This window comes from Pseudomonas sp. B23(2017) (genome assembly GCF_002113725.1).
GTDB lineage: Bacteria > Pseudomonadota > Gammaproteobacteria > Pseudomonadales > Pseudomonadaceae > Aquipseudomonas > Aquipseudomonas putida_Z.
Map to the genome: position 1 here is coordinate 196,596 of NZ_NEJM01000001.1, position 22,219 is coordinate 218,814.

20 protein-coding genes and 1 riboswitch are annotated in these 22,219 nt (G+C 63.3%); of the genes, 12 read left to right on the plus strand and 8 right to left on the minus strand.

Features of this window, described 5'->3' with window-relative positions; all coding sequences use genetic code 11:
* Positions 1–76 precede the first annotated feature (76 nt).
* Positions 77–1,777: an NAD-dependent DNA ligase LigB gene (gene ligB, locus CAG46_RS00865; protein ID WP_085614686.1), complete on the plus strand. Its 1,701-nt coding sequence runs from the start codon at positions 77–79 to the stop codon at positions 1,775–1,777.
* A gap of 132 nt (positions 1,778–1,909) precedes the next feature.
* Positions 1,910–2,302 carry a DUF1090 domain-containing protein gene (locus CAG46_RS00870; protein WP_085614684.1) on the plus strand — a complete coding sequence of 131 codons (393 nt, stop codon included), beginning with the start codon at positions 1,910–1,912 and terminating at the stop codon, positions 2,300–2,302.
* 157 nt (positions 2,303–2,459) lie between these two features.
* On the opposite strand, the gene CAG46_RS00875 is transcribed toward CAG46_RS00870, so the two are convergent.
* Complete coding sequence (locus CAG46_RS00875; RefSeq protein ID WP_085614825.1) at positions 2,460–2,906, minus strand: cytochrome c; 447 nt, start codon at positions 2,904–2,906, stop codon at positions 2,460–2,462.
* Between the two features lie 119 nt (positions 2,907–3,025).
* Here CAG46_RS00875 and CAG46_RS00880 point away from each other — a divergent pair, with 119 nt between their 5' ends.
* Entirely contained in the window at positions 3,026–4,177 is a 1,152-nt protein-coding gene (locus tag CAG46_RS00880) for a murein transglycosylase A (RefSeq protein ID WP_085614682.1), read from the plus strand.
* Between the two features lie 141 nt (positions 4,178–4,318).
* On the opposite strand, the gene CAG46_RS00885 is transcribed toward CAG46_RS00880, so the two are convergent.
* Positions 4,319–4,705, minus strand: a complete 387-nt coding sequence (locus CAG46_RS00885; RefSeq protein WP_025340889.1) for an MAPEG family protein — start codon at positions 4,703–4,705, stop codon at positions 4,319–4,321.
* Between the two features lie 28 nt (positions 4,706–4,733).
* Positions 4,734–5,567, minus strand: coding sequence for an EamA family transporter (locus CAG46_RS00890; RefSeq protein ID WP_025340890.1), 834 nt, complete (start codon positions 5,565–5,567; stop codon positions 4,734–4,736).
* A 354-nt stretch (positions 5,568–5,921) separates the two neighbouring features.
* Here CAG46_RS00890 and CAG46_RS00895 point away from each other — a divergent pair, with 354 nt between their 5' ends.
* Positions 5,922–6,737: a DUF3800 domain-containing protein gene (locus tag CAG46_RS00895; protein ID WP_085614680.1), complete on the plus strand. Its 816-nt coding sequence runs from the start codon at positions 5,922–5,924 to the stop codon at positions 6,735–6,737.
* A 142-nt stretch (positions 6,738–6,879) separates the two neighbouring features.
* Complete coding sequence (locus CAG46_RS00900) at positions 6,880–8,115, plus strand: sodium:proton antiporter (RefSeq protein WP_085614678.1); 1,236 nt, start codon at positions 6,880–6,882, stop codon at positions 8,113–8,115.
* A gap of 110 nt (positions 8,116–8,225) precedes the next feature.
* Here the strand turns inward: CAG46_RS00900 and CAG46_RS00905 are convergent, their stop codons facing one another.
* On the minus strand, positions 8,226–8,627 hold the full coding sequence (locus tag CAG46_RS00905) for an acyl-CoA thioesterase (RefSeq protein ID WP_085614676.1): 402 nt from the start codon (positions 8,625–8,627) through the stop codon (positions 8,226–8,228).
* Between the two features lie 178 nt (positions 8,628–8,805).
* A riboswitch (S-adenosyl-L-homocysteine riboswitch) is annotated at positions 8,806–8,902 on the plus strand.
* A gap of 20 nt (positions 8,903–8,922) precedes the next feature.
* Between CAG46_RS00905 and ahcY the strand changes: the two genes are divergently transcribed.
* The 5 genes from ahcY (at position 8,923) to CAG46_RS00930 (ending at position 15,583) form a co-directional block, all read left to right on the plus strand.
* On the plus strand, positions 8,923–10,332 hold the full coding sequence (ahcY, locus tag CAG46_RS00910; RefSeq protein WP_025340892.1) for an adenosylhomocysteinase: 1,410 nt from the start codon (positions 8,923–8,925) through the stop codon (positions 10,330–10,332).
* Between the two features lie 166 nt (positions 10,333–10,498).
* Complete coding sequence (gene metF, locus CAG46_RS00915; protein WP_085614674.1) at positions 10,499–11,344, plus strand: methylenetetrahydrofolate reductase [NAD(P)H]; 846 nt, start codon at positions 10,499–10,501, stop codon at positions 11,342–11,344.
* Positions 11,345–11,436: 92 nt separating this feature from the next.
* Entirely contained in the window at positions 11,437–12,513 is a 1,077-nt protein-coding gene (locus CAG46_RS00920; RefSeq protein WP_085614672.1) for a hypothetical protein, read from the plus strand.
* Between the two features lie 166 nt (positions 12,514–12,679).
* On the plus strand, positions 12,680–13,468 hold the full coding sequence (locus tag CAG46_RS00925) for an ABC transporter substrate-binding protein (protein WP_085614670.1): 789 nt from the start codon (positions 12,680–12,682) through the stop codon (positions 13,466–13,468).
* 219 nt (positions 13,469–13,687) lie between these two features.
* Positions 13,688–15,583, plus strand: a complete 1,896-nt coding sequence (locus tag CAG46_RS00930; RefSeq protein ID WP_178080667.1) for a DEAD/DEAH box helicase — start codon at positions 13,688–13,690, stop codon at positions 15,581–15,583.
* A 139-nt stretch (positions 15,584–15,722) separates the two neighbouring features.
* On the opposite strand, the gene CAG46_RS00935 is transcribed toward CAG46_RS00930, so the two are convergent.
* The 3 genes from CAG46_RS00935 to CAG46_RS00945 form a co-directional block, all read right to left on the minus strand.
* On the minus strand, positions 15,723–16,301 hold the full coding sequence (locus CAG46_RS00935) for a YceI family protein (RefSeq protein WP_025340897.1): 579 nt from the start codon (positions 16,299–16,301) through the stop codon (positions 15,723–15,725).
* A gap of 34 nt (positions 16,302–16,335) precedes the next feature.
* Positions 16,336–16,887, minus strand: a complete 552-nt coding sequence (locus CAG46_RS00940; RefSeq protein ID WP_025340898.1) for a cytochrome b — start codon at positions 16,885–16,887, stop codon at positions 16,336–16,338.
* A gap of 273 nt (positions 16,888–17,160) precedes the next feature.
* Positions 17,161–19,026, minus strand: a complete 1,866-nt coding sequence (locus tag CAG46_RS00945) for a flavin monoamine oxidase family protein (RefSeq protein WP_085614668.1) — start codon at positions 19,024–19,026, stop codon at positions 17,161–17,163.
* A 265-nt stretch (positions 19,027–19,291) separates the two neighbouring features.
* On the opposite strand from CAG46_RS00945, the gene CAG46_RS00950 reads away from it, so the two are divergent.
* Positions 19,292–20,698 (plus strand): adenosylmethionine--8-amino-7-oxononanoate transaminase, encoded by a 1,407-nt coding sequence (locus CAG46_RS00950; protein ID WP_025340900.1) that lies wholly within the window; start codon positions 19,292–19,294, stop codon positions 20,696–20,698.
* 129 nt (positions 20,699–20,827) lie between these two features.
* Positions 20,828–21,547, plus strand: coding sequence for a 16S rRNA (uracil(1498)-N(3))-methyltransferase (locus CAG46_RS00955; protein ID WP_085614666.1), 720 nt, complete (start codon positions 20,828–20,830; stop codon positions 21,545–21,547).
* On the opposite strand, the gene CAG46_RS00960 is transcribed toward CAG46_RS00955, so the two are convergent.
* Entirely contained in the window at positions 21,548–22,165 is a 618-nt protein-coding gene (locus CAG46_RS00960) for a hemolysin III family protein (protein ID WP_013974522.1), read from the minus strand. It abuts the gene before it with no gap.
* Positions 22,166–22,219 lie beyond the last annotated feature (54 nt).

The window sequence follows — 22,219 nt, forward strand, 5'->3', positions numbered from 1 at the left end:
GACAAACGCTGCATGGCGACCCGCACGCTACCTGCCTAGGCTGAGGGCTCCCACCCGCCATGCAAGGATGCTGGCCATGCCGCTTATGCTGCTATTCGCCGTACTGCTCGCACTCCAGGCCCCATTGATTTGGGCCAGCCAATGCCCCAACTGGAACCCGCAACAAGTTGAAACTGAAGTGGCCCAACTGCGTGCCACGCTCGCCCACTGGGACGACCACTACCATCGCCAGGGCATTGCGCTCGTACCCGATGAGCTCTATGACCAGAGCCGCCAGCGCCTGGCGCACCTGCAGCAATGCTTTGGCATCGCGACCACCCCGTCCCCGCTGGCCAGCGCTGGCGGGCCAATCCCGCATCCGGTGCCACATACCGGCGTCGACAAGCTGGCCGACCGCCTGGCTGTAGAACGCTGGCTGGCCGGCAAGGCAGGTGTATGGGTGCAGCCAAAGGTCGATGGCGTAGCGGTATCCCTCATCTACCGACAGGGCCGACTGGTGCAGTTGATCAGCCGGGGGGACGGCGTGCAGGGGCACGACTGGAGCCGCCACATCCCCCTGCTCGACGCAATCAACCGGCAGCTGCCCCAGGCCATCGACCTGCAACTGCAGGGCGAACTTTACCTGCGCCTGGATGCGCATGTGCAAGCCCAGGCAGGCAGCGCCAACGCCCGAGGGACGGTTGCCGGGCTGCTGGCTCGCAAGCAACTGGGCCGTGAGCAAGGCGAGCGCATCGGCCTGTTCGTGTGGGACTGGCCGCAAGGCCCCGAGCAGCAGGCCGAACGCCTCGCGAAGCTGGCGGAACTGGGCTTTGCGCACAGCCAGGATTACAGCGTCGCCATAGAAACAGCGGACGATGCCGCGCACTGGCGTGAGTACTGGTACCGCTCACCCCTGCCCTTCGCCACCGATGGCGTGGTGTTGCGCCAAGGCGTCCGGCCGCCGGCCGAGCGCTGGCAGGCCAAGGCACCCTACTGGATCGCGGCGTGGAAGCACCCGTACACGCAGGCCCTGGCCGAAGTGCGCGAAGTACGCTTCCGCGTTGGCCGCACAGGCAGGGTCACGCCAGTGTTGCACGTGCTGCCGGTTACCCTGGATGACCGGCGAATCACCCAGGTGAGCCTGGGCTCGCTGGCTCGCTGGCTCAAGCTCGACATCCGCCCCGGTGACCAGGTGGCCGTCAGCCTTGCCGGGCTGACCATCCCGCGCCTGGAGCAAGTGGTGCACCGCGCCGCCGAACGCCAACCGGTAACCGCACCAGCGCCCGGCCAACATCATGCCCACAGTTGCTGGCAGGCCAGCGAAGGCTGCGAGGACCAATTCATTGCCCGCCTCACCTGGCTCAGCGGCAAGCATGGGCTGGCCCTGCCGCGCACCGGCCCCGGCACCTGGCGCCGACTGGTGGCTGCCGGGCTGGTGACCTCGATGACCGACTGGCTGCATCTGGATGCCGAGCGCCTGGGCCAGGTAGCGGGTATCAGTGACGCAACGGCTGCGCAGTTGCTGGGCAGTTTCGAGCAAGCCCGCTCACGGCCCTTTGCCCAGTGGCTGCGCGGGCTGGGCGCACCCACGCCCACCGGCATGCAGGTGACAGGCGACTGGCTGGAGCTTGCTGCCCGCACAAACCTTGAATGGCAAGCCATGCCCGGTATCGGCGAAAAGCGCGGGCAACAGCTTGCAGGATTTTTTGCGGCCACCGAGGTTCAAGCCATTGCAACGCAGCTGGCCACGGCAGGGATCGACGGATTCCGGATCGACAGGCAAAGCATCGAGCAATGATTGTTTACCAATTTACCTGTAGGAAAATCCCGAGATTAATCCGGAAAACCCGAACAAGGGTTTCTAAATGGGCAAAACCAAGGCAGGATTTCCCCCAACTTTTGCTGCCCCGCCCCGTCAAGGAGGCTTTTCATGAAACGTATTTCGACCCTTTTCCTGCTCGCGACACTGGGCCTGGCCGCTGGCGCCGTACAAGCCGCCCAGCCGGATGCCGGCCTGACCGGTTGCGCCGCCAAGCGTAGCGCCATCGAGAACCAGTTGAAGATTGCCCGTGACCACGGCAACAACGATCAGGCCGCGGGGCTTGAAGAGGCACTGCGAGGGGTCGACAACTGCACCGATGCCGGCCTGCGCAAGGAACGTGAGCAGAAGGTGCTCGACGCCCGTCACGAAGTGGCGCAGCGGGAAAAGGACTTGAAGAAAGCCGAGAAGAAAGGCGATTCGGAGAAGATCAACAAGCGCAAGGACAAGCTGGCAGAGTCGCGCAAGGAACTGCAGGAAGCGGTGGAAGATCTGGATCGCTGAGGCCCCGACCGGGCAAACGCGATCATTGTAGGAGCGGCCTTGTGTCGCGATGGGCCGCAAAGCGGCCCCGGCGATTTGTGCATCAGCTGAAATCCTGAGGCCGCTGCGCAGCCCTATCGCGACACAAGGCCGCTCCTACACAGGGCAATGCAGTCCATCAATGATTGCGGAATTCCGTATGACAGGCCTTGCAAGCCGCTTCGACCTTGTCCATTGGCACCTTCAGCTGATCAGCGTCCAGCGGCTGGCTGCGGGTGACATCGACCAGTTCGCCAGTGACGCCTTCCAGCTGCCGGGCCAGGTCATGAAAGCGTGCCTGACGCTCCCATACCTCGGCACGCGCGCTACTGTCGCCACCATCACGCGCCTGTGGGAAGTGCTGCCAGGGCTGGTGCGAAAGGTTGTCCAGCTTCAGCGCACCGTCGGCAAACTTCACCCCGTCGAACGGCAACCGCCCACGCAACATGCCGCCCAGGTCTTCGCTTGTCTTGAGCATGTCCTTGAAGATCACCTTGCGCTTGCCCAGCGGGGAGTTCGGGTCAACCCGGTCACAACCACCCAGGGCCAGCGTTGCCAGCAGAACAACGGTCAATCGCTTCAACATCACGGTCACTTCGGCCTACTCAAATGGGCGGCCAGTATCGCTGCCCAGCGGCCAAAGACCAATAGCCACATAAAAAACAGGGGCGAATATCCGTGTTCACCCATGACAGGAACGTACTCATGAAATCTGCCCTGCGCCATCTGGCCTGGACACTCCCGGCGCTGGCCCTGCTGGCCGGCTGCAACGGTGGCGAAAGCGCCAAACCCGAGCCCCATGCCATCGCCACCTACGCCAATGCCACCTGGCAGGACCTGCCTGCCGTCAGCGACAGCGACCTGGTGGCGGGCTTCCAGTCCTGGCGCAACGGCTGTGAAAAGCTCAAGCGCGACACCGTCTGGGCCAGCACCTGCGAAGCAGCCGCCAGCGTGCCCGACAATGCCTTGCAAGTGCGCGCCTTCCTGCAACAGAACCTGCAGGTATACGGCCTGCGTTCGGCCGAAAACAATGCCAACGGCCTGATCACCGGTTACTACGAACCGGTCTACCCTGGCAGCCTGAGCCAATCGGCAACCAACCACGTGGCGGTCTACGGCATCCCCGACGACATGATCGTGGTCGACCTGGCCAGCGTGTACCCCGAACTCAAGGGCAAGCGCCTGCGCGGTCGCCTCGATGGCCGGGTGCTAAAGCCTTACGACACCGCCGAGGTGATCAACCGTGACGGCGTCAAGGCACCGGTGCTGGCCTGGCTGACCGACCCGATGGACCTCCAGTTCCTGCAGATCCAAGGTTCCGGCCGGGTACAACTGGAAGATGGCCGCCAGCTGCGCCTGGGTTACGCCGACCAGAACGGTCACCCCTACCGGCCGATCGGGCGCTGGCTGGTGGAACAAGGCCAGTTGAAGAAGGAAGAAGTGAGCATGGGCGCCATTCATGCCTGGGCCCAGGCCAACCCGCAGCGGGTGCCGGAACTGCTCGCCAGCAACCCCAGCTACGTGTTCTTCAGCACCCGCCCGGACAGCAACGAAGGGCCGCGGGGTTCGCTGAACGTGCCGCTGACCGCTGGCTACAGCGTGGCCATCGACCGCAAGGTGATTCCGCTGGGCAGCTTGCTGTGGCTATCCACCACTCGCCCGGACGGTACGCCGGTGGTACGCCCGGTGGGGGCTCAGGATACCGGTGGGGCAATTACCGGCGAGGTGCGCGCGGACCTGTTCTGGGGCACCGGGCCGCAAGCCGGAGAACTGGCCGGGAACATGAAGCAACAGGGGCAGATCTGGATGCTGTGGCCCAAGGGCAAGCCGCTGCCTGAGGTGCCGAAAGTGCCTTGATCGGCGGTGGATTCTTCGCGGGCTCGTCGGACCGCCGCACCGCCGCTCCCACAGGTACACCACAGGATTCAAGGGCTGTGATGTACCTGTGGGAGCGGCGGTGCGGCGGTCCGACGAGCCCGCGAAGAAGGCGACGCGGTCTCAGATGGAAACCACGAAGAAGGCCACGATCATCGCCATCCCGGCAAACCACACCAGCGATCGCAGCATGGCCCAGTCGGCCAGGTAACAGATGATGTAGAGCAGCCGGCTGGTGATGTACATCACCCCCAGCACATCCTGGGTCACCTGCTCGGCATTGCCGACGATATCCGCCACCAGCACCGCCGCGGCAAATGCCGGGAAGGCCTCGAAACTGTTCTGCTGGGCAGCATGCGCGCGCCGCGGCAACCCCGACAGGGTATCCAGAAAGGCGCGCGGGTCGTGGTTGTCGCGCAAGCGGAAGCGGCCACTACCGACTTTGGCGATCAACGCACACAGTGGTGGCAAGAACAGCGCAATCAGGATGCACCACAGGGCAACAGTCATGGACAGGACTCCTTGTTCAGTCTTCGGGTCAAAGCTTCATTACCAGCATGCCGGCCAACACCAGCCCGCAAGCTAGGAGTCTCGGTCCGCCAAAAGGTTCTTTCAGGTAGCGCATGCCCAGCAGCACCACCAGGATCACGCTCAACTCCCGCAACGCCGCCGCTTCGGCCACCGACCCCAGGTGCATGGCCCACAGCACCAGCGCGTAACTGAGCAATACACACAGCCCCACTGCCAGCCCCAGGCGCCACTGCAGGCGCCAGAACAACACGAACGGCGCACGCCGCGCCACGCTGGCCAGCAACGGGAAGGGCCAGGCACTGAGCAAGGTCAGCCATACCAGGTAATCCCAGGGTTTGCCCCACAAGCGCACGGCCTGGCCGTCGAACCAGGTGTAGCAGCCAATACACAGGCCGATCAGGGCAACCACCGGCAGCATCGACCAGGGCAGCCGGTCACCGCCACCGCCCTGCCACAACAGGCAGGCCATGCCACAGGGGATCAACAGGATGCCGATGATCTGTTGCTGGCTCAGCGATTCGCCGGCAAAGGCCAGGGTCAGTCCCAGCACCACCAGCGGCGACAGCCCGCGCATCAGAGGATAGACCAGCCCCAGGTCGCCCACGCGGTAGGCCTGGATCAACAGGAAGCGGTACAGCTGCTCGGCCAGCGCCGACGCCAGCAGCCAGGGCCAGATGTTGGCCGGCGGTACCTCGACGAAGGGCACCGCCAGCACCGCGAAGGCCAACGCCACCGTATCCATGCTGGCGATCACCAGCAGGCGCTCGCCGCTGAATTTGATCAGGGTATTCCAGGTCGCATGCAGCAGGGCAGCGACCAACACCAGGGAAGTTGCCAGCACGCGAAATCGTCCTTGCCTTCGAGTCAGATTCGTTTGCAGCACTATACCTTGGGTAAAAGGTACGACTAAGGAAAAAGACTACAAACTCTGTGGAAGTTTCAATACGCCTTGCAAGCCGGGGCTTTCCCCAAAACGCAATACACTCATCGCTCGCTGTGCCGCATGGAAACGAGTGATACCTCAAGGCGGCTACCCAAACGGAAACACACTCGCTTACGAAACGCGATTGACGCTTCAGGCTTTGCAGGATTAGGATCGCCGTAACGCATGGGGTTACCCGTGCCTACCTTCCGAGGCCCGCGATGCGCAAGCATGCGGGCTTTCGTGTTTCTGGGCCAAGGACACCCAGAAATCATGACGCATTATGTGGCCTACCTCGACGAATTCGGCCATGTCGGGCAATACATCTCGCGCACTCATACCCAATTCAAGACCAGTCCAGTGTTCGGGCTGGGTGGGGTGCTACTACCTGCAGAAGAAGTACGGGAGTTCGCCATCTTCTTCTATCAGCTGAAATGCCAGTTACTTGCCTGGGACATAAACCATGAAAACCCCAGAAGCCTCCCTCCCTATCAATGGGAAAAGAAGGGCTCAAAGTTATTCACGACACGTAACGTCATACAATATCGATCATTGAGACAGGCAACGTTTCGCCTGCTCAACCACATCAGAAAGATTGGTGGGTATGTCATTTATGCGGGTGAACACAAGACCGGCCCGGCCAGGCAGCACGACGCGACCAAGACATTCAGACGCCAACTGCTGCATGCGGTGAGAACGATCGATCGTTACTGCACGCAGTCCCGCTCAACCTTCATGCTCCTGCTGGATGAACAGCGTGCTGGCAACGAGTGGCGCGAGCAAAATGTAGAAGCCTGCACCCTGGCAATGTTCGAGGACCCCGCAGAAAAATGTCGGAGCCTGATAGAGCCGCCGCTGCAGGGCGAAAGCCACCTCTTCCAGACCCTGCAATGCGCAGACTGGATCTGCGGCCTTGTAGGTCGCTTGATGGCAATGGCTGTCTCGCCCGAGGAATATCCCGACTGGGAGCCTTTCGACAGGTATTTCTCGACACGAATCGCCGAGGTCGCCCTACCGGGCTCCGGCTTGCAGCACCAACCAGTCGAGCCAGAAAGCCACGAGTGCTCGACAGCAAGAACCGAAGCATGAAAAAAACCGGTGGAAACCTCACAACAGAACCGCGGTCTACCTACACAGTCAAATAGTGTGTCCCGAACCCCGCGCCAGGTCATCAAAGAACTGCCCGAGCCATTCGGGTTACGACTTGGAAGCCACTGTTACAGGATTCGGGATGCTTGAACTAGTTGCCGCGTTTATCTGCCTTACCACCCTCCTCACCTATGTAAATTACCGTTTCATCGGCCTGCCCCCTGCCATCGGCGTGATGGTCACGGCGCTGCTGTTTTCCCTGATGCTGCAGGGCTTGAGCCTGATCGGCTTCCCTGGCCTGGAAGCGCGCGTCGAAGGGCTGATGAACCAGATCGACTTCAACGACCTGCTGATGCACTGGATGCTGGCGTTCCTGCTGTTCGCCGGCGCCTTGCACGTCAACCTCTCCGACCTGCGCAGCTACCGCTGGCCCATCGGCCTGCTGGCCACCGTCGGCGTACTGATTGCCACCGTGGTCATCGGCTACCTGTCGCACTGGGTGTTCGCCCTGTTCGGCTGGCAGGTGCCGCTGATCTACTGTCTGCTGTTCGGTGCGCTGATCTCGCCCACCGACCCGATTGCCGTGCTGGGCGCGCTACGTACCGCCAATGCCTCCAAACCGCTGAAAACCACTATCGTCGGCGAGTCGCTGTTCAACGACGGCACTGCGGTGGTGGTGTTCACCGTGTTGCTGGGCATCATCCAGCTGGGCGAGACGCCGAGCATGACAGACACCGCGATCCTGTTCGCCCGCGAGGCCATCGGCGGCGTGGTGTTCGGCGGCCTGATCGGCTACGCCACCTACCGCATGATCAAGAGCGTCGAGCAATATCAGGTGGAAGTGATGCTGACCCTGGCGCTGGTCATCGGCGGCTCGGCGATGTGCTACGAGCTGCACGTTTCGGCGCCGATCGCCATGGTGGTGGCCGGGCTGATCATCGGCAACCTGGGGCGCAACCTGGCAATGAACGACATGACCCGTCGCTACATGGACGGTTTCTGGGAACTGATCGACGACATGCTCAACGCCCTGCTGTTCGCGTTGATCGGCCTGGAACTGTTGCTGCTGCCATTCAACTGGATGCACCTGGCGGCCGGCAGCGTGCTGGCGCTGGCGGTGCTGCTGTCGCGGCTGCTGACCGTGGCCCCGGCGATCGTGCTGCTGCGGCGCTGGCGCCCGGTGCCCAAGGGCACGGTACGGGTGCTGACCTGGGGTGGCCTGCGCGGTGGGGTGTCGGTTGCCCTGGCACTGTCGCTGCCACTGGGCGAGGAACGTGACCTGCTGCTGTCGATCACCTACATCGTGGTGCTGTCGTCGATCCTGGTGCAGGGGTTGAGCATCGGGCGAGTGGTGCGCAAAGTCAGCACTCAGCCTTGAGATCCTGGGGCCGCTTTGCGGCCCTTTCGCGACACAAGGCCGCTCCCACAGAATGTATGCGATCTCCTGTGGGAGTGTCGCGAAAGGGCTGCAAAGCAGCCCCAGAATGTTCATTCCACTGCCGAATCCGGGAACTGGTCCTGGATGAACTTGATCTCGGTCCGCCCATGCGCCGCCGGCAGCCCATCCTCGCCAAGGTTGACGAAGACCATCTTGTCGACCGTGAGGATGGCCTTGCGGGTGATCTTGTTGCGCACTTCGCACTTGAGGGTGATCGAGGTGCGGCCGAACTCGGTGGCGGTGATGCCCAGCTCGATGATGTCGCCCTGGCGCGAGGCACTGACGAAGTTGATTTCCGATATGTACTTGGTCACCACGCGCTGGTTGCCCAGCTGGACGATGGCGTAGATCGCCGCCTCTTCGTCGATCCAGCGCAACAGGCTGCCACCGAACAAAGTGCCGTTTGGGTTGAGGTCTTCGGGTTTAACCCACTTGCGGGTATGAAAGTTCATCTGTACTCCTGACCTGCTTGGCTAACGTGTAGCAATGATGGCAGAGCGGCCGCTGTCGCTCCATTGAACATCGACTATCGTCGCGATTAATCGACAGAAAACCTTGGGCAAGCCGGCGGGCGCGGCTATAATCTCCGCCGCTTCACATGGCCGCCCACAGCGGCGCCATGCCCGCCACCCGTCCGAGGGGCGCTGCAGCAGGCTAGGCCTGTCAGGCTCGGATGGGGCGTTGCTCGCTCTCGCGGGCGCTTAACGCACAACGGCGCCCATTCGCACACTACGAATGGAGGCTCTCATGAGCGCTGCAAACATGCCTGCTGGTTTTACCGATTACAAAGTCGCCGACATCTCCCTGGCCGCCTGGGGTCGTCGCGAAACCATCATCGCCGAATCGGAAATGCCTGCACTGATGGGCCTGCGTCGCAAGTACCTGGCCGAGCAACCGCTCAAGGGTGCGAAGATCCTGGGCTGCATCCACATGACCATCCAGACCGCCGTGCTGATCGAAACCCTGGTTGCCCTGGGTGCCGAAGTGCGCTGGTCGTCCTGCAACATCTTCTCCACCCAGGACCAGGCCGCCGCGTCCATCGCCGCCGCCGGTATCCCGGTGTTCGCCTGGAAAGGTGAAACCGAGCAAGAGTACGAGTGGTGCCTGGAGCAGACCATCCTCAAGGATGGCCAGCCATGGGACGCCAACATGGTCCTCGACGACGGTGGCGACCTGACCGAGCTGCTGCACAAGAAGTACCCGCAAGTGCTGGAGCGCGTGCACGGCGTGACCGAAGAGACCACCACCGGCGTGCACCGCCTGCTGGACATGCTGGCCAAGGGCGAGCTGAAAGTCCCGGCGATCAACGTCAACGACTCGGTTACCAAGAGCAAGAACGACAACAAGTACGGCTGCCGTCACAGCCTGAACGACGCCATCAAGCGTGGTACCGACCACCTGCTGTCGGGCAAGCAGGCCCTGGTGATCGGCTACGGTGACGTGGGCAAGGGCTCGGCCCAGTCCCTGCGTCAGGAAGGCATGATCGTCAAGGTCACCGAAGTCGACCCGATCTGCGCCATGCAGGCCTGCATGGACGGTTTCGAAGTGGTTTCGCCGTTCATCGACGGTATCAACAACGGCACCGAAGCCAGCATCGACAAGGCCCTGCTGGGCAAGATCGACCTGATCGTGACCACCACCGGTAACGTCAACGTCTGCGACGCCAACATGCTCAAGGCGCTGAAGAAGCGTGCCGTGGTGTGCAACATCGGCCACTTCGACAACGAGATCGACACCGCCTTCATGCGCAAGAACTGGGCCTGGGAAGAGGTCAAGCCGCAGGTGCACAAGATCCATCGCACCGGCGCTGGCAGCTTCGACCCGCAGAACGACGACTACCTGATCCTGCTGGCCGAAGGCCGCCTGGTAAACCTGGGTAACGCCACTGGCCACCCAAGCCGCATCATGGACGGTTCGTTCGCCAACCAGGTACTGGCGCAGATCTTCCTGTTCGAGCAGAAGTTCGCCGACCTGTCGGCCGAGAAGAAAGCCGAGCGCCTGACCGTTGAAGTACTGCCGAAGAAGCTCGACGAAGAAGTGGCCCTGGAAATGGTCCGCGGCTTCGGCGGCGTGGTGACCCAGCTGACCAAGCAGCAGGCCGACTACATCGGTGTCACCGTCGAAGGCCCGTTCAAGCCGCACGCCTACCGCTACTAAGCGGCCAGCTTGAAGCTTCAAGCGGCAATCAAAGGCAGACCATGCCGTTGCCGCTTGCAGCTCAAGCATAAAGGATCTTGAACGATGCCCAAGCCAGGCCGGCCATAACCGATCTGGCTTTTACTTGCAGCCTGCCGCTTGAAGCTTGCTGCCAGAGGAACGCCTGATGTCCCAGGAACGCCGTTACAGTTTCGAGTTCTTCCCGACCAAGACCGATGCCGGTCACGAAAAGCTGATGGGCGTCGCCCGCCAGCTGGCCGCCTACAACCCGGACTTCTTCTCCTGCACCTACGGTGCCGGTGGCTCGACCCGCGACCGCACGCTGAACACCGTGCTGCAGCTGGAAAGCGAAGTGAAGGTACCTGCCGCACCGCACCTGTCGTGCGTAGGCGACACCAAGGCCGAACTGCGCGCCCTGCTGGCCGAATACAAGGCTGCAGGCATCAAGCGCATCGTCGCCCTGCGTGGCGACCTGCCATCGGGCATGGGCATGGCCAGTGGCGAACTGCGCTACGCCAGCGACCTGGTCGAATTCATTCGCCAGGAAACCGCCGATCACTTCCACCTGGAAGTGGCCGCCTACCCGGAGATGCACCCCCAGGCCCGCAACTTCGAGGCTGACCTGGCCAACTTCGTGCACAAGGTCAAGGCCGGTGCCGACAGCGCCATCACCCAGTACTTCTTCAACGCCGACAGCTACTTCTACTTCGTCGAGCGCGCGCAGAAGCTGGGCGTGGACATCCCGGTGGTACCCGGCATCATGCCGATCACCAACTACAGCAAGCTGGCGCGCTTCTCCGACGCCTGTGGCGCCGAGATCCCGCGCTGGATCCGCAAGCAGCTGGAAGCCTATGCCGACGACACCGCCAGCATCCAGGCATTCGGCGAAGAAGTGATCACCCGCATGTGCGAACAGCTGCTGCAAGGCGGCGCACCGGGCCTGCACTTCTACACCTTGAACCAGACCGAGCCGAGCCTGGCGATCTGGAACAATCTGAAGCTGCCGCGCTGAAATTTTTTGCAAAATCTGTTTAAGATTTGATTAAGGCTTTGGTCATAGACTAAAGCCTTAATCATTTTCCGGTTACACAGGTCTTGCCTGCCATGCAGCCCCTCCAGCCATCGCGTCCACAGCTCGTCTACCTGGCTTTTGGCCCGGCAACCTACCATCAGGAAGCCTGCTTCAGCATCGTCAGCGCCCTCGCCCATCTGGGCACGGCAGCAGGCGAAGCCATGGACATCCAGGTCTACACCGACAACCCGCAGCCCTATGCCGGACTGCCGGTCACCGTACACCTGCTGGACGAAGCCACGCGTCAGGCATGGAACGCCCCTCACGGTTATCACTTTCGCAGCAAGCATGTGCTGTTGCGTCAGGTGCTGCAGCAACACCCGCTGGCAGTGCTGATCGACACCGACACCTTCTTCCGCAAGTCGCCGCTGGAGCTGTTCGCCCGGGTGGCCCCAGGCCGCCTGCTGTGCAATGCCATCGGTGCGCGCTACGGCAGCAACCAGAAGTGCCTGCTGTACAAGAACCTGCTGGCCATCCTCGAGTCCAGGGGACTGGCCGATTGCCAGATGCCACTGGTCAACTCGGGGGTGATCGGCCTCAGCGCCGAAGACGCCGGCACCCTGGACCGCTCCATCGCCATGATGGACGAGTTCCACCCCCTGGCTCGCGAGGCTTATACCCTCGAGGAGTTCTGCCTGGCGGTGGCAGCCTACCGCACGCTGGAACTGGCCGAATGCACAGATGTCATCCACCACTACTGGAGCCGAAAGGCGCAGTTCCGCGCCAAGATCCAGGCCTGGCTGCGCAAGCACGGCCATGACCCGCTGAGTCACGCGGCGCTGGCCGACGTGTCCCTGGTCAATGACCAGCTGCCACGGCCGCCGGCCCTGCAACGCCTGGGTTACAAGGCGCTGAGCATGACCCTGCCCAGCCACGAGCGCCAGTTCGCCCGCGAGCTGCTGTATGGCTGCTACCCCTACCCCAATGAGTTCGACCGTGCCTGCGCGCCGGCCTGGTGGGACAAGGCCCTGGAAAACCTCAACGCCCGCCATGGCCACATGGAGCCCGAGCAACTGCGCCAGTGCCTGCGTCACCCGGGGTTGCGCCTGTCACTGGGCGAGCGGCGCAAGGATATCGAAGCGCATCTGCTGAGGTCATCCCACACTTGAGTGAACCTGTGCCGGGCTCTTCGCGGGTAAACCCGCTCCCACAGGATCTCTGCTGGCTTGCAGGCTCGTGCTGTACTTGTGGGAGCGGGTTTACCCGCGAAGAGGCCAGCACAGGAGAACATCATCCTCACTGGCCTTGAACAGGCCGAGCGCGTAATCTCCGGCCATGCCACACGTCGCCCGTCTGTTCTGGATCCTGTTGCTCGCCTGCCTGAGCCCGCTGGCCCTGGGCGAGCGCCTGCGCCTGGTGACCGACGACTGGGCACCCTATGCGTACCAGCACGACGGCCAGCCGCGCGGCATCGACTACGAAGTCACCACCCAGGTGTTCGAACGCCTTGGCGTCGAGGTGGAGTGGGAGTTCCTGCCATGGAAGCGCTGCCTGGCAATGATCGAGCAGGGCTTGGCCGACGGCATCATGGATATCTTCCAGACCGAGTCGCGCCAGCCCTACCTGGTGTACGCCCCCGAGCCCATGTCGGAGGTCGAGTTCGTCCTGTTCCAGGCCCGCGCACGTCCCCATGCCGTCAAGGCGCTGGATGACCTTGCCGGCCTCACCGTCGGCACCTCACCCGGCTACGCCTATGGTGCCGCGTTCAACGAGGCCGCACATTTCAGGCGCGAAGCCGCGCCTACCCATGAAGCCAACTTCGGCAAACTGATGCTGGGCCGCATCGACCTGGCAATCACCGACCGCAGGGTCGGCCATTACCTGCTGCGGCATCTGGGCCTGCAACAGCAGGTCGAGGAGCTGCCGCTGGTGATCAGCCGCCAGGCGCAGTACCTGGGGCTGGCGCGCAAGCCGGGGCGGGAGGCACTGGCCCAGGCCTTCGCCGTGGAACTGCGGCGCTTCAAGCAGGAACCGGCCTATGCAGCGATCAGCAGCCGCTACACAGGCGACATCGGAAACATTCTCAACGCCGTTGAGCAGCAGGAAAGCAGCACAGCGCGATAGCTCTGTTATACTCGGGCCTTCCCGCCCGGCTCACGCCCGGACGCTCGGCCTCGCAACAGGCATCCCGATCGGCATCGACGCGCCTTCGCGTCCACCCTCCGCTAACCGGATGTGCAGTGAAAGCCCAGCTGGACCGGACGCGATCGCATCCCACCGATGCCCGTCGCGCCAGGCAGAACATCCCAAACGGGCCCAGCCCACACGAGAACAGGATTGCCCATGTCCTTTGCTTCCCTCGGTCTCTCCGAGGCTCTTGTCCGCGCTATCGAGGCTGCGGGCTACACCCAGCCGACCCCCGTGCAACAGCGGGCGATTCCCGCCGTGTTGCAAGGCCGCGACCTGATGGTCGCCGCACAGACAGGTACTGGTAAAACCGGCGGTTTCGCCCTGCCGATCCTCGAGCGCCTGTTCCCGGCCGGCCACCCCGACAAGTCGCAGCGCCATGGCCCGCGCCAACCTCGCGTTCTGGTCCTGACCCCGACCCGCGAACTGGCAGCCCAGGTGCATGACAGCTTCAAGGTCTATGCCCGTGACCTGCCACTGGTCAGCGCCTGCATTTTCGGCGGCGTCGGCATGAACCCGCAGATCCAGGCCATTGCCAAGGGTGTGGACGTGCTGGTCGCCTGCCCGGGCCGCCTGCTCGACCTGGCCGGCCAAGGCAAGGTTGACCTGGCCCACGTGGAAATCCTGGTGCTGGACGAAGCCGACCGCATGCTCGACATGGGCTTCATCCATGACGTCAAGAAGGTCCTCGCCCGTCTGCCGGCCAAGCGCCAGAACCTGCTGTTCTCGGCCACCTTCTCCAAGGACATCACCGACCTCGCCGACAAGCTCCTGCACAACCCGGAGCGTATCGAGGTCACCCCGCCGAACACTACCGTCGAGCGTATCGAGCAGCGCGTCTACCGCCTGCCCGCCAGCCACAAGCGCGCGCTGCTGGCGCACCTGATCACCCAGGGTGCCTGGGAACAGGTACTGGTGTTCACCCGCACCAAGCACGGCGCCAACCGCCTGGCCGAGTACCTGGAAAAGCACGGCCTGACCGCCGCCGCGATCCACGGCAACAAGAGCCAGAACGCCCGCACCAAGGCTCTGGCCGACTTCAAGGCCAACAGCGTGCGCGTGCTGGTCGCCACCGACATCGCCGCCCGTGGCCTGGACATCGACCAGTTGCCACACGTGGTCAACTTCGAGCTGCCGAACGTCGAGGAAGACTACGTCCACCGTATCGGCCGTACCGGCCGTGCCGGGCGTTCGGGCGAGGCCATTTCCATGGTCGCGCCGGATGAAGAGAAGCTGCTCAAGAGCATCGAGCGGGTGACCAGGCAGAAGATCCCGGACGGCGACCTGATGGGCTTCGACGCCAGCCAGGTAGAGGCTGAAAAGCCTGAAGTACGCGAACGCCAGCAGAACAACGGCCGTGGTGGCCGCAACCAACAGGCCCGCGGCGAAGGCGGCAAAGACGCCAACGGCGGCCGCAAGGACAAGGGCAAGGATAAAGGCAAGGCCAAGCAACAGGCTGCTGACAAGCCGGCCGACAAGGAAAAGAGCGGCGACAAGCAACAGCAGCAACGCAAGCCGCGTGACAAGAAGCCGCGCCAGCAGCAACAGGCCAGCAACAGCAGCGCGCCGAAAGTGCCTGTCGACCGTGATCCGGAAGAGTTCCTGGACGACGATATCGACAACTTCGGCAACCGTGCCGACTATGTCAGCCCGTACCAGGGCAAGAACCAGGGCCGCAATCGCCGCCCGGGTGGCAATGCCGGCCAAGGTCAGGCCCAGGGTAATGGCCAGCGCAGCAACGCCGGTGGCCAGGGTCGCAATAGCGGCCAGCCGCGCAGTGGCGGTGGCGGTGGCGGTGGCGGCGAGAAACGTCCGGCCCGCGCCAACAATGGTGGCGGCGCCCGTCGTGATGGTGGTGGCCGCGGTCGCTCGGCCCGTGACGATGCTGCCCGGCAGGAACCGGCCGTGCGCAACCCGCGCCAGCCGGAAAAACAGCCAGTGATCATCCGCAAGGAATCCAAGCTCGACCGTTATCCGACGCCAGAGCAACTGGATGACCTGCCGAGCCGCCCGCGCGGTGAGCGCCCGGCGCTGTTGACCCGCAAGGGCTGACAAAAAGTATGAGGGGGCTGCTTCGCAGCCCTATCGCGACACAAGGCCGCTCCTACAGGGTTACGTAATTCCCTGTAGGAGCGGCCTTGTGTCGCGATAGGGCCGCAAAGCGGCCCCCTCAGTTTTCAGCAGGTAAGAATTACTTCTGCTTCACACCTTCAACACTGATATCCAGGTCCAGGGTCTGCGAGGTAGCCCCCGGGCCCTTGATGCCGAAGTCGTTCAGGTTCAGCGTGGTGGTGGCGTTGAAACCAGCGCGCTCGCCGCCCCATGGGTCCTTGCCTTCACCGTTGAAGGTGGCCTTGAAGGTGACCGGCTTGGTCACACCGTGCATGGTCAGGTCGCCAGTCACGTCAGCAGTCTTGTCGCCAGTCGACTTGACGCTGGTGGAGACGAACTTGGCTTCCGGGTACTTCTTCACATCGAGGAAGTCGGCGCTGGCAATGTGCTTGTCACGCTCGGCGTGGTTCGACCACAGGCTGGCGGTTTTCAGGTCGACATTGATCTTACTGGCTTCAGGCTTGGCGCTGTCCCAGGTGAAGTTACCGTCGAAATCCTTGAAGGTACCGTGAATGAAGCTGTAGCCCAGGTGGCTGATCTTCCAGTCAACGAACGCGTGCTGGCCTTCCTTGTCGATCTTGTACTCGGCAGCCATGGCCTGGCCGGCGGAGAGCAGAGCGGTACCGAGCGCCAGAGCGGCAAAAGTCTTTTTCAACATCCTTACTTCCTTCCTATGCAATTGAGGTTGAGAGTCAAGCTTTGCGGCCCAGCATGCGGGTCAGGGTCGCGTCACGGTCGATGAAATGGTGCTTGAGCGCTGCCAAGCCATGCAGCACGGCAAAAATCACCAAGCCCCAGGCCAGCCAGAGATGAATCACGCCAGCCAGGTCTGCCTGGTCGGGCAGGTCGCTGACCAGTGCCGGCACTTCGAACAGGCCGAACACCGGAATGCCGACACCGTCGGCGGTAGAAATCAGGTAACCGGCAATCATTACCGCGAACAGCCCCAGGTACAGGGCCAGGTGGCCCAACTTGGCTGCCAGGCGGGTAAGTGCGCCGTGGTTGGCCGGTGCCGGTGGTGGCGGGCTGATGAAGCGCCAGACCACCCGCAGCAGCATCACCGCCAGCAGCACCAGGCCGATGCTCTTGTGCAGGTCCGGGCCGGCCTTGCGCCAAGGGCTGTAGTAGTCGAGGCCGACCATCCACAGGCCCAGGCCGAACAGGCCGAAGACTGCCAGAGCCACGCCCCAGTGCAGGACGATGCTGACCACGCCGTAGCGAGAAGATGAATTGCGCAGTTGCATGTTGACGTGTTTCCCCGTGAAAGCTGTGCACAGACTAACGCGTAACGCATCGAATAAAAGCGTAAAAAATTGCTTTGGTTTATCGAGAAATCCGATATGTATTCTGTAAGCTTCCCATTAAGGAAACATTAACGATAGTTGGGTAATCAGCGGATGCCAGTGCCGGCCCTTTCGCGGGTAAACCCGCTCCCACAGGGTCGGCGCAGTTCCTGATACATGTGCCGGACCTGTGGGAGCGGGTTTACCCGCGAAAGGGCCGGCACTGTCAATAAATCAACCGGCCTTGGCTTGGGTATTGGCTACAGCTTTCTTGGCCGGTTCGGACTTGGCAGTCGCTTTCTTGGCCTCGGCAGGCTTGTGGGCCGGTTTGTGCGCCGGTGCATGCTTGCCAGATGCAGCCTTGGTAGCAGCAGGCTTGGCCGCCGCTTCCTTGACCACTGGTGCTGGTGCAACCGGGGCCGGCGCAGCTTGCGGGGCTGGCACAGGTGCTGGCGCCACTTCCTCGGCCTTGGCAATCGGCTCGGCCTTCACCTCAGGCTTGTCCGCCCCACCAAACAGGCGCTTGAAGAAGCCCGGCTTGTCCTGCTTGGCCTCATCGACCGGCTTCGGCTCGGCCTTGACCGGTGCCTTGTCAGCCTTGTCGCCCTTGTCGGAAGAACCACCGAACATGTTGGAGAAGAACCCGCCCTTGCTCTCCTTGGCCGCCACGGCGCCTGCTGCTGCTGCCGCCGCCACCGGTGCCGCCTTGGCCGGGTCGAACGACTTGCCGGCCAGCAGGTCCTGCACCTGGCTGGCCGCGCGCTGGCCACTGCGCAGGGCGCCTTCCAGGGTGCCTGGGTAGAGGGCGTCGGTATGCTCACCGGCAAAGGTGATGCGCTGCACCGGGCGCTCCCACAGGCGCCAGTACTTGCTGATCTGGCCCGGGCCATAGGCCAGGTAGGCGCCGCCGGTACCGGCGTCGGTGCTGTAGCGCTTGACCTCGTAGCCGGTGAACGAGCCACGGGCCTGTGGGTAGAACGCATGCAGGCGGATCAGTACCTGATCGACCATCTGCTTGTCGCCGAACGCCTGCAGCAGACGGGCGTTGTCGCCCGACAGGTTGATCACCACGTTGGCGCCACCCTTGAGCGCGGGTTCGATCCACAGCATGCCCAAGCCTGCGTTACTGAAGATTTCGCCCGACATGCGCGCGCGGCTTTCCCACACCGGCTTCTTGAACTTGAGCATCAGCTGGTCGCGCCAGCCATAGTTGGTGCCCTTCAACGCCGCCAGGTGCTGGCTGTCCAGGCCCGGGGTCATCTGGATCTTGGCCAGGGCGCGCAGGGGCACGGCCATGACCAGGTAATCCGCCTGGTAGCCGACGCTGCCGACCTTGACCGTGACACCGTCCTTGTCCTGAACGATGGAGGTCACCGGCGAACTGGTCTTGATGGTCTTCAGTTGCTTGACGAACGCCTGGGCCAGCACCGGGCTGCCGCCGGGCAGGCGCGCGGCACGCAGGTCACGGTCGCTGACGCCGCGATACACGCGGTTCTGCTGGGCGAAGTACAGCAGCGACAGGCGCGATGGCTCATCGTAGCGGGTACGGATCTGCTGGTTGACCAGCTGACGGGCGGTGGTCGGCAGTTGCAGCTTGTCCAGCCAGGTAGAGACGTTGATCTGGTCGAGGGCGAACAGCGTGCTGTTGGCTTGCGGGTTCAGCGGGTCGTCGATCGAACGGGCCAGGTCATCGAGGGTTTTCTCGTAACGTTTGAGCGCATCGGCAGTAGCCGGCTGCTTGGTGGCCAGGTCGGTGGCGCTGAAATACTCGCCGTCAATCAGGTAACCGGGGGTACGCACGAACTCCGGTGCCGGCAGTGTTTCAAGTTTGAAACGGTCGAGGTACTGGTTGAGCACCGGCTGCGCCTTGGCGTTGCCGATCCACTCGCTGGTGGCCAGGCCCGAGCGCCCGCCCATGCCCGCCTTGGCTTCCAGCAGCGTCACCTGCCAGCCTTTGTTCTGCAGCTCGTAGGCGGCCGTCAGGCCCGCCAGGCCGCCACCCACGACGATCGCCGAAGGTGTCTTGTCCTTTGCCAGCGCGGCGCCGCTGGACACACCAATCAATACCAACGCGCACAGGCGCACCCAAGCAGCAGCCATGTCGGCGAACTCCGAGTCAGGGGGTTACAGAAACGGGGAGAGGCAGGAATGCCCCGGGAGAGATGCGTTAAGAATACGTCAGGTCCGCCGACCCTGCCAGCGCAGTGACATCAAGTCCTTTTCGTCACTGACATTTTTGCCTGCAGCGATTCCACGCGGTGGCAAGCGCAGCTGGCAAGCCGATGAGAAGCGGCGGTTGTCCTGCCCTGCGGCATTGCTTAGGCTTACGCGGTCGAACCAAGCCGCAAAGCCAGGAGAAGTGCCCATGGGCCTCAATGATCAGTGGATGCAACGCGACCTCAAGGTCCTGTGGCACCCCTGCACCCAGATGAAAGACCACGAGCAGCTGCCGCTGATCCCGATCAGGCGCGGCGAAGGCGTGTGGCTGGAAGACTTCGAAGGCAAGCGCTACCTGGATGCGGTGAGCAGCTGGTGGGTCAACGTGTTTGGCCACGCCAACCCGCGTATCAACCAGCGCATCAAGGACCAGGTCGACCAGCTGGAGCACGTGATCCTGGCCGGTTTCAGCCACCAGCCGGTGATCGAGCTGTCCGAGCGCCTTGTAGCCATGACCCCGGCCGGCCTCGACCGGGTGTTCTACGCCGACAACGGTTCGTCGTGCATCGAAGTGGCGCTGAAGATGAGCTTCCACTACTGGCAGAACGTCGGCAAGCCGGGCAAGAAGCGCTTCGTCACCCTGACCAACAGCTACCACGGCGAAACCATCGCCGCCATGTCGGTCGGCGATGTGCCGCTGTTTACCGAAACCTACAAGGCGCTGCTGCTCGACACCCTCAAGGTGCCCAGCCCCGACTGCTACCTGCGCCCCGAGGGCACGAGCTGGGAAGAGCACTCGCGCACCATGTTCCAGGCCATGGAACAGACCCTGGCCGAGCACCACGCCTCGATCAGCGCGGTGATCGTCGAACCGCTGATCCAGGGTGCCGGCGGCATGCGCATGTACCACCCGGTGTACCTCAAGCTGCTGCGCGAGGCCTGCGACCGCTACGACGTGCACCTGATCCACGACGAGATCGCCGTGGGCTTCGGCCGCACCGGCACCATGTTCGCCTGTGAACAGGCCGGCATTCGCCCGGACTTCCTGTGCCTGTCCAAGGCCCTGACCGGCGGCTACCTGCCGCTGGCCGCCTGCCTGACCACCGACAAGGTGTACCAGGCGTTCTACGACGACTACCCGACCCTGCGCGCGTTCCTCCACTCGCACAGCTACACCGGCAACCCGCTGGCCTGCGCCGCGGCGCTGGCGACCCTGGACATCTTCGAGCAGGACAACGTGATCGAGGCCAACAAGGCCCTGGCCACCCGCATGGCCAGCGCCACCGCGCACCTGGCCGACCACGCGCATGTGGCCGAGATTCGCCAGACCGGCATGGCTCTGGCCATCGAGATGGTCCAGGACAAGGCCGGCAAGGTTGCCTACCCGTGGCAAGAGCGTCGTGGCCTGAAAGTGTTCGAGCATGCCCTGACGCGTGGCGCCCTGCTGCGCCCGCTGGGCAGCGTGGTGTACTTCCTGCCGCCGTATGTGATTACGCCAGAGCAGATCGACTTCCTGGCAGAAGTGGCCAGCGAAGGCATCGACATTGCCACCCGCGATAGCGTCAGCGTGGCCGTACCGGCCAACTTCCACCCCGACTTCCGCGACCCGGGCTAAGCCCGGAAGCCCGCCGCGTACCCTGTGGGAGCGGGTTCACCCGCGAATGCAATAGTGGAGTCACCGCCGCATTCGCGGGTGAACCCGCTCCCACAGGGACCACATTCTCCCTTTAGCTTGAGCTCAACCATGAGACTGTCCCGCTTTTTCATCGACGCCCCCCTGAGCCTTGGCGAGCATGACCTGCCCGAAGCCCAGGCCCACTATATCGGCCGCGTTCTGCGCATGGCCCCCGGCGACGCCGTGCAGCTGTTCGACGGCAGTGGCCAGGAATACCGCGGCCAGTTGCTCGAAGTGGGCAAGAAAACCGTGCGCGTCAGCCTCGACCAGGCCCTCGCCGGCCAGGCCGATTCACTACTGCACGTGCACCTCGGCCAAGGCCTGTCCCGTGGCGAGCGCATGGACTGGGCGATCCAGAAAGCCACCGAACTGGGCGCCAACGAAATCACCCCGATCGTCAGCGAACGCTGCGAAGTGCGGCTGAAGGACGAGCGCGCCGACAAGCGCCTGGCCCACTGGCGCCAGGTGGCGATCAGCGCCTGCGAACAATGCGGCCGCTCGACCTTGCCGGTCATCCACCCGCCAGTGACCCTGGCCGAGTGGCTGAACAGTGCCAAGGCCGACTTGAAACTGGTCCTGCACCCGGTGGCCGAACCGCTCACCAGCCATGCCAAGCCGGCCACCCTGGCCTTCCTGATCGGCCCCGAAGGCGGCCTGAGCGAAGCAGAGGTCGACCAGGCCAAAGCTGCCGGTTTCCACGCCGCACGCCTCGGCCCACGCGTGCTGCGCACCGAAACCGCACCGGTGGTGGCACTGTCGGTGGCACAGCAACTGTGGGGCGACTTTTAACTAACGCACGTAGAACGACACCGCCACGAAGTGCATGAGGCTGCCGGCGATCACGAACAGGTGCCAGATGCCATGCCAGTGGCGGAAGCGGCTGTCGAATGCGAAGAAGATGATGCCGACGGTGTAGAACACCCCGCCGGCGGCCAGCCAGGCAAAGCCTGCGCTGCCGAGCGAGTGCAGCAATGGCTTGACCGCCACCAGCACGATCCAGCCCATCACCGCATAGATGATGATCGACAGGATGCGCGCCTCGGATCGCGGCTTGATCTCCTGCAGCATGCCGATCACCGCCAGCCCCCACACCACCCCGAACAGGCTCCAGCCCCAGGGGCCGCGCAGGCTGACCAGGCAGAACGGCGTGTAGCTGCCGGCGATCAGCAGGTAGATCGACAGGTGATCGAGCTTGCGCATGATCACCTTCGCCCGCCCGCGAGTGCTGTGATACAGGGTAGAAATGCTGTACAGCAACAGCAAGGTGCTGCCGTAGATGGAGAAACTGACGATCTTCCACGGGTCGCCCTGCAGGCCCGCGACCACGATCAGCCAGATGGCACCGATACAGGCCAGGACGGCACCGACCAGGTGGGTCCAGGCGTTGAAGCGTTCACCGTAGTACATGCAAACACAGACCTCCTGAGGTGGGCTGGGTTCCTGCGTCCTTCTGTTCCGGCC

Coding starts and splice junctions, on each gene's coding strand:
- CAG46_RS00885 (WP_025340889.1), bottom strand. CDS start 4,705: ATGACTGTTGCCCTGTGGTGCATCCTGATTGCGCTGTTCTTGCCACCA.
- CAG46_RS00870 (WP_085614684.1), top strand. CDS start 1,910: ATGAAACGTATTTCGACCCTTTTCCTGCTCGCGACACTGGGCCTGGCC.
- CAG46_RS00955 (WP_085614666.1), top strand. CDS start 20,828: ATGAGACTGTCCCGCTTTTTCATCGACGCCCCCCTGAGCCTTGGCGAG.
- CAG46_RS00920 (WP_085614672.1), top strand. CDS start 11,437: ATGCAGCCCCTCCAGCCATCGCGTCCACAGCTCGTCTACCTGGCTTTT.
- CAG46_RS00935 (WP_025340897.1), bottom strand. CDS start 16,301: ATGTTGAAAAAGACTTTTGCCGCTCTGGCGCTCGGTACCGCTCTGCTC.
- CAG46_RS00950 (WP_025340900.1), top strand. CDS start 19,292: ATGGGCCTCAATGATCAGTGGATGCAACGCGACCTCAAGGTCCTGTGG.
- metF (WP_085614674.1), top strand. CDS start 10,499: ATGTCCCAGGAACGCCGTTACAGTTTCGAGTTCTTCCCGACCAAGACC.
- CAG46_RS00940 (WP_025340898.1), bottom strand. CDS start 16,887: ATGCAACTGCGCAATTCATCTTCTCGCTACGGCGTGGTCAGCATCGTC.
- CAG46_RS00880 (WP_085614682.1), top strand. CDS start 3,026: ATGAAATCTGCCCTGCGCCATCTGGCCTGGACACTCCCGGCGCTGGCC.
- CAG46_RS00930 (WP_178080667.1), top strand. CDS start 13,688: ATGTCCTTTGCTTCCCTCGGTCTCTCCGAGGCTCTTGTCCGCGCTATC.
- CAG46_RS00905 (WP_085614676.1), bottom strand. CDS start 8,627: ATGAACTTTCATACCCGCAAGTGGGTTAAACCCGAAGACCTCAACCCA.
- CAG46_RS00960 (WP_013974522.1), bottom strand. CDS start 22,165: ATGTACTACGGTGAACGCTTCAACGCCTGGACCCACCTGGTCGGTGCC.
- ligB (WP_085614686.1), top strand. CDS start 77: ATGCCGCTTATGCTGCTATTCGCCGTACTGCTCGCACTCCAGGCCCCA.
- CAG46_RS00875 (WP_085614825.1), bottom strand. CDS start 2,906: ATGTTGAAGCGATTGACCGTTGTTCTGCTGGCAACGCTGGCCCTGGGT.
- ahcY (WP_025340892.1), top strand. CDS start 8,923: ATGAGCGCTGCAAACATGCCTGCTGGTTTTACCGATTACAAAGTCGCC.
- CAG46_RS00895 (WP_085614680.1), top strand. CDS start 5,922: ATGACGCATTATGTGGCCTACCTCGACGAATTCGGCCATGTCGGGCAA.
- CAG46_RS00925 (WP_085614670.1), top strand. CDS start 12,680: ATGCCACACGTCGCCCGTCTGTTCTGGATCCTGTTGCTCGCCTGCCTG.
- CAG46_RS00900 (WP_085614678.1), top strand. CDS start 6,880: ATGCTTGAACTAGTTGCCGCGTTTATCTGCCTTACCACCCTCCTCACC.
- CAG46_RS00945 (WP_085614668.1), bottom strand. CDS start 19,026: ATGGCTGCTGCTTGGGTGCGCCTGTGCGCGTTGGTATTGATTGGTGTG.